Source organism: Burkholderia sp., from assembly GCF_018375725.1.
GTDB lineage: Bacteria > Pseudomonadota > Gammaproteobacteria > Burkholderiales > Burkholderiaceae > Burkholderia.
Map to the genome: position 1 here is coordinate 1 of NZ_JAHACR010000264.1, position 5,894 is coordinate 5,894.

Sequence of the window (5,894 nt, forward strand, 5' to 3'; positions counted from 1 at the left end):
GGTCGACGGGCGCATGTCGATTCAGGTTGCGGCCACCCATCTCGAGAGCCCCCGCGGCGGCCGCTGCCTCCTGATGGCGGGCGTGCCCGGCGTGCCGGCCGCGCATGTCGTCGTGCTTGGAGCTGGCGTCGTCGGCACGGGCGCATTGCAGATGGCGGTCGGCATGGGCGCACGCGTCACCGTGCTCGACAACAATCTCGGCCGGCTGCGCCAGCTCGACCTGATCTTCGCCAACCGGATCACGACCGTCTGCTCGAACGTGCAGGCGATCGACGAAGCCGTGCGCGACGCCGACGTGGTCATCGGCGCGGTGCTGATCCCGGGTGCATCCGCACCGAGACTCGTGACGCGCGCGATGATCGCGAAGATGCGCCCGGGCGCGGTGGTCGTCGACGTGGCCATCGACCAGGGCGGCTGCTTCGAGACCTCGCATCCGACAACGCATGCGATGCCGACCTTCGTCGTGGACGGCGTCGTTCATTACTGTGTCGCCAACATGCCAGGCGCGGTCGCGCGCACGTCGACATTCGCACTCGTCAATGCGACGCTCGGCCATGCGATCGAGCTGGCCGACAAGGGCTGGAAACGCGCGATGGCCGACGACGCGCACCTGCGCGCCGGCCTGAACGTATGCGACGGTCACGTCACTTATGCGGCGGTCGCGCGTGCGCTCGGGCTGCCTTACGTCCCCGCGGAGGAGTTGCTGAGGTAAGGCGCGAACGCGCGACTACGCCTGCCCGTCCATCTCCCGCACGAGCGCCGCCAGCGCCGGTGAAATCCCGACGGCGACCGGCGCCGCGGCCGTGAGCGCGCGCGTTCGCGTCGGCAGCGTTGTGAGCTGTCTCGCTGCATAGTCCCGGCTGGCATCGAGCGTCGGCAATGCGAGCCGCGCGCCGTCGAGCATCACCGGCGCCAGCAGCGCGATACCGTCCTGATACTCGCCGTCCAGTGCGATGCAATCCGCGTCGATCCGTCCATCCGCACCGAGACGCCGGAACACCTGCTTGCAGCCCGGCCACGTCGCCTTGCCCTCGGAGCGCTTGCGGCGCGGTACCCCCGCATATTCGACCAATTTGTACACGCAATCGAGATACGGCGCGTCCGCCGACGTATTCATCCGCGTGCCGATGCCGAACCCGTCGATCGGCGCACGCCGCGCGAGCAGATCGCTCAGGCCGAATTCGTCGAGATTGCCGCTGGCGAAAATCGTCACGCCGGTCAGGCCGCCACGATCGAGAATCGCGCGCACGCGTCGTGCGTGTGCCGCGAGGTCGCCGCTGTCGAGCCGCACGCCCTTGATCGCGATGCCGTCCGGCGCAAGCCGGCGCGCCACCTCCACGACCGTCTGCGCGGCGCGCTCGGTATCGTAGGTGTCGAGCAGCAGCACCGCATTGTCCGGCTGTGAGCGCGCGAATTGCTCGAATGCCTGCGCCTCGTCGCGATGTGCCTGCACATATGAATGCGCCATCGTGCCGAATATCGGAATGCCGTAACGCAGCCCGGCGAGCACCGTCGCCGTGCCGGAAAACCCCGCGAGGTAGCTCGCGCGCGCCGACAGCAAACCGGCTTCGGCGCCATGTGCGCGGCGCAGACCGAAATCGACGAGCAAATGGCCGGGCGCGGCCAGCACCATCCGCGCGGCCTTGCTCGCGACCAGCGTTGCATAGTGCAGGAGGTTCATCACTCGGCTTTCGACGAGTTGGGCTTCGCGCAGCGGCGCGGTGATCCGTACGACCGGCTCGTCGGCGAAGCACACCGTCCCTTCCGGCATCGCATGCACCGATCCCGTGAAATGCATGTCTTCGAGCGACGCGAGAAAATCGCCGCGAAAGCGCCCGGTCCGGGCCAGCCGTGCGAGGTCGGCATCGGTGAATCGCAGGCACTCGAGATAGTCCAGCATCGGCGCCAGCCCCGACGCCATCAGAAAGTTGCGCTGCGGCGGCAGCGCGCGCACAAAGAACTCGAAGCTGGCGACATCGTTCATCGCCGCGTCGTAGTACGACTGCAGCATCGTGAGCGCGTAGAGATCCGTGAGCAGTGCGCCGTCGTGGCAGCCGTCGGACGCATGAGCATGCATCACGCCTCCTTCGTGCGGCGCCGGTTGGCGCGTCGCAGCGATGCATCACGCGAACGCCTCGTGCGCATCACGGCATCGTTGACCGCCCGAACGTGAAGCGCACCGGCACGCCATCTCGCGCACACATCGTCGATCCGGATCAACAGCGCCAGGCAATCGGCATGGTGGACCGGCATGGCCATTCTCCACATGGACGGCGCTGCGCGACCTCGCGGGCGCGCCTGCCGGCGCAGCATCCGCCATGCATGACGGGCGCTACGCGCCAGATCTCATCCTACGCGCTTCGCCGCGCAGCCATGCACCGTCGCACCGATATCACAGCGATGCGCGCGGCACCGTCGCATAACGACGTTCGTGCAGTTGCTGGCACTGTGCGCATCGCTCGGCGGTCGGGCGTGCGAGGAGACGTGCATAGGCAACCGGCGCCTCGCAGTCCGCGCAATCGCCGTAACTGCCTTCGCGCATCCGCTGAAGCGCACGCTCGATCGCGCGCAGTTCCGCGAGCCGCATGCCGATCAGCGCATGATCGACATCGACGAACAGATCGGCGTTCGCCTCATCGCCTTCGTCCGGCGCGGCGCCGGCCAGATTCGCGTAGGGCTCCTCCGCGCGCTGGTGCTCGCTCGCGCGAATCTCCGCGCGCAGTGCCTGTTCGGCTTCGCTCAACCGTTGATGAAGCGTCTGCAATTGCTGTTTGTCGAGCATCATCACTGCTTCTCCTGCTTCGGTTTTCGCAATCCGCCGTGCGGACGGACACCGCGTACCGCCGCCACGCCGCCCGTCAGAACCACGCGCACTTCGCGACCGATCGCGGTGCGCCGGCACCGCAACGGATGCCCGTTTGTCCGCCGGGATCCGTGAACGCCGGACGACGTGACGCGGACAGTCGAGCCAGCATAAACCTAACGAGAAAGCGCGTGTTGTCGAAATCGGGACTGGAACAATCGACATCCTGCGGCGCATTGGCAACCAGCAGCAATGTGGAGAATTCGTGCGGGGTCAGCATCGGAATATGCTCCTCGGGACGAACGGTGTCGCCGCGCCTTCCGGCACGAAAACGGCGGCATGACCGTGTTGCGCAGTGTGACATCAACGCATGACAGGGAGAAGCGCGTGATTTCCACGACCGCGCATGGCGAGCATCGTGCTTGCCATGCGATCCGCGCATCACGCATTCGATATGAACAATGTGCCGCGCTAGCGCGAATCTGCCTTGCGCGCGCCGCCGTGCCCGCGCTGCATCGCATCGAGTGCATCGAGACGGTCGAGCAACGCCTTCGTGAGCGCCGTCGCCCGCCCGCCGGCCGGATGCTTGCTCCGGATCGCCTCGACCCGCGCGCGCCAGTATGCGGTTTGCAGCACGGCGGTCGCGCCGGCCCCCCGCTCGTCGATGTCGAGCCGGCACAGCGCATCGATCATCGCCTCGACATGACGCAGTTCGCGTTCGTCCTCATCGCTCCAAGTCATCGCTTCCTCCGAACCCGCCCGGCGCCGGTCGTCACCCATCTCTCGCATCGACCGTCCAAACAAGTATAGGAAGCGCGTTTGACGAAAATCTGACGATATATCGTGCACGCAGTGCACGAGTTTGCACAATCATCAGATGCAGGCCCGGTTGAGATCGATCAATCTCCTGCACAAATCCCCGCCGTACAGTCATGGCATGGCGCATGCGCACCACACGTGCGTATGAGTGGGGTACGTGTGCAATCCGCTCGTCACTCGGGAGACAGCCATGATTTTCGGCGTCATTCTATGGGTCGCCCTCGCGGCGATCGTTCCGACGATGGTCGTGCCGACGATCCAGCACGCCGTCGCGCCCTCCACGATGCCGGCCACGCCGGACACCGAGCCCAAAGCGGCATCCGACTCGCCACGCGTCGCCGATTCATCGGCACCCGGTTGAGCGCGATGTCATTCGCATCGCGCCGGCATCGCCTGGCACACGCCCTCGCGGATTCCGTATCAGTCGGCGTGCTGTACCGGCAAACCGGCGACTTTCGGCGGCACGCGCATGGGTGCCGCCGCGGCATGCGCGCGCCATGATGCGATCAGGCGGTCTTGTCCGCTCGGCAAATTTCCGCGAGCACGTCAAGACGCCGCGCCGGCTCGCGCACGAACGGATTGGATTCGTCCCACGCATAACCGGCAAGGATCGCGCAGATCATGCGCTTGACTTCCGGCGCCTTGTGCTCGTGGAACACGACGTCCTGCAACTCGCTTGAATACCAGCGCTCGACGAACGCGCGGAATGTATCGATACCGCGCCGCAGCGCGATGTCGTAGTCGCACGCCCAGTCGACCGTCTCGCCCCGCCACTGCCGTTCGAGCGCGTGAACCGCCAGATGCGAAGAACGCATGGCGATCGTGACGCCCGACGAGAAGATGGGATCGAGGAATTCGCCGGCATTGCCAAGCAGCGCATAGCCCGGGCCATGCAGGCGGGCCACGTTCGACGCGTAACCGCCGATATGCCGCACCGGCATGACGAAAGGCTTGGTGCCGACAAGACGTGCGAGTGTCGGCTCCGTCTGCAACAGTCCGCGCAACAGCGCTTCGCGGTCCGCCTCCGGCACGTCGAGGAACGACGCTTGCGCGACGCAGCCGACCGATGAACGGCCGTTCGTCAGCGGGATCATCCAGAACCATACGTCGCGCCGCTCCGGATGAACGGCGATGCAGATCTTGTCTCGGTCGGTCGATCCCGCAGGCAAGCGATCCTCGACGTGCGAAAAGACCGCCGCGCGCGTCGGCATGCCCGTCGGCGCCTCGAGATCGAGCAGCCGCGGCAGCACACGGCCGAAGCCGCTCGCATCGAGCACGAACGACGCGCGCACGCGATACCGCTGCCCGGCCTCGTCGATGACGTCGAGTTGCGGACGCTCGCCCGGCGTAAACGCCCGCACCGTATGGCCGAAGCGCACGTCGGCGCCCTGCCGCGCCGCGCACCGGATCAACAGATCGTCGAATGTCGCGCGCTCGACCTGATACGCCGTTCCCCAGCCCGGCGTCGTTTTCTCACGAAAATCGAACGACGACATGCGATCGCGATGGACGAAATAGGCGCCGTTCTTGAACTGGAAGCCGGCCTCGATCACCGCCTGCAGCATGCCCGCCTCGTCGAGATAATGCATGCTCTGCGGCAACAGGCTTTCACCGATCGAGAAACGCAGAAAGTGCTGACGCTCCAGCACCAGCACCGACCGTCCCGCCTTGCGCAACAGTCCGGCGGCAACCGCACCGGCAGGCCCAGCACCGACGATCGCGACATCGACATCGACGTGATCCGGCTTCATTTCATCCATGGTTTGCACGTCCATTCGACTCGCCCGGGGTTTGATTTCCTGCGCAGCGTTCGCGCAATGCCGACGACTATAACCGACAGGGAAATAACCCATGCGCATGAGTGAGGCACGTTGTCACGCGACGCGCCGGGTGGCGGACGTCAGGTCTCGATCACGATCTTCGCTGGCCGTACGCGCCCGGCACCGTTCAAGACGTCGGGTATGCAGCTGACGATGACCACGACGGGCGCGCATGAGGGCTACGCGCCCCACCGCCGCACAGTGAGCCGTTCGATCGTATCGAACACAAGATGCTCGACCAACAACCCGATCACGATTACGGCCGCGAGTCCCGCGAACACACGATCTGTATACAGTTCGTTGCGGTTCTGGAAGATGTACCACCCCAGTCCGCCCTGCCCCGCGCTCGCGCCGAACACGAGTTCGGCCGCGATCAGCGTGCGCCACGCAAACGCCCACCCGACCCGCAGCCCCGCGAGAATCGACGGCAGCGCGGCCGGCACGAGAATCAG

At 66.0% G+C, this 5,894-nt stretch carries 7 protein-coding genes; 2 read left to right on the plus strand and 5 right to left on the minus strand.

What is annotated here, in order from left to right; translation table 11 throughout:
* Positions 1–712: NAD(P)-dependent oxidoreductase (locus KH616_RS20195; RefSeq protein ID WP_292250201.1), on the plus strand; the 712-nt coding region annotated here is incomplete at its 5' end.
* Positions 713–727: 15 nt separating this feature from the next.
* Here KH616_RS20195 and KH616_RS20200 read toward each other — a convergent pair.
* The 3 genes from KH616_RS20200 to KH616_RS20210 form a co-directional block, all read right to left on the minus strand.
* Entirely contained in the window at positions 728–2,077 is a 1,350-nt protein-coding gene (locus tag KH616_RS20200; RefSeq protein WP_292250203.1) for a nicotinate phosphoribosyltransferase, read from the minus strand.
* Between the two features lie 315 nt (positions 2,078–2,392).
* Positions 2,393–2,785: a TraR/DksA family transcriptional regulator gene (locus KH616_RS20205; protein WP_292250205.1), complete on the minus strand. Its 393-nt coding sequence runs from the start codon at positions 2,783–2,785 to the stop codon at positions 2,393–2,395.
* A 489-nt stretch (positions 2,786–3,274) separates the two neighbouring features.
* Positions 3,275–3,544: a hypothetical protein gene (locus tag KH616_RS20210; RefSeq protein WP_292250207.1), complete on the minus strand. Its 270-nt coding sequence runs from the start codon at positions 3,542–3,544 to the stop codon at positions 3,275–3,277.
* A 268-nt stretch (positions 3,545–3,812) separates the two neighbouring features.
* On the opposite strand from KH616_RS20210, the gene KH616_RS20215 reads away from it, so the two are divergent.
* Positions 3,813–3,983: a hypothetical protein gene (locus KH616_RS20215; protein ID WP_292250209.1), complete on the plus strand. Its 171-nt coding sequence runs from the start codon at positions 3,813–3,815 to the stop codon at positions 3,981–3,983.
* Between the two features lie 145 nt (positions 3,984–4,128).
* Here the strand turns inward: KH616_RS20215 and KH616_RS20220 are convergent, their stop codons facing one another.
* Positions 4,129–5,382 carry an NAD(P)/FAD-dependent oxidoreductase gene (locus KH616_RS20220; protein WP_292250212.1) on the minus strand — a complete coding sequence of 418 codons (1,254 nt, stop codon included), beginning with the start codon at positions 5,380–5,382 and terminating at the stop codon, positions 4,129–4,131.
* Positions 5,383–5,621: 239 nt separating this feature from the next.
* Positions 5,622–5,894, minus strand: a 273-nt coding sequence (locus tag KH616_RS20225) for an ABC transporter permease subunit (RefSeq protein WP_292250210.1), incomplete at its 5' end; no start/stop codon positions are given.

What these genes read in the sequence shown, in the direction of transcription:
- KH616_RS20200 (WP_292250203.1), bottom strand. Translation starts at nt 2,077, where the DNA reads ATGCATGCTCATGCGTCCGACGGCTGCCACGACGGCGCACTGCTCACG.
- KH616_RS20210 (WP_292250207.1), bottom strand. Translation starts at nt 3,544, where the DNA reads ATGACTTGGAGCGATGAGGACGAACGCGAACTGCGTCATGTCGAGGCG.
- KH616_RS20215 (WP_292250209.1), top strand. Translation starts at nt 3,813, where the DNA reads ATGATTTTCGGCGTCATTCTATGGGTCGCCCTCGCGGCGATCGTTCCG.
- KH616_RS20205 (WP_292250205.1), bottom strand. Translation starts at nt 2,785, where the DNA reads ATGATGCTCGACAAACAGCAATTGCAGACGCTTCATCAACGGTTGAGC.
- KH616_RS20220 (WP_292250212.1), bottom strand. Translation starts at nt 5,382, where the DNA reads ATGGATGAAATGAAGCCGGATCACGTCGATGTCGATGTCGCGATCGTC.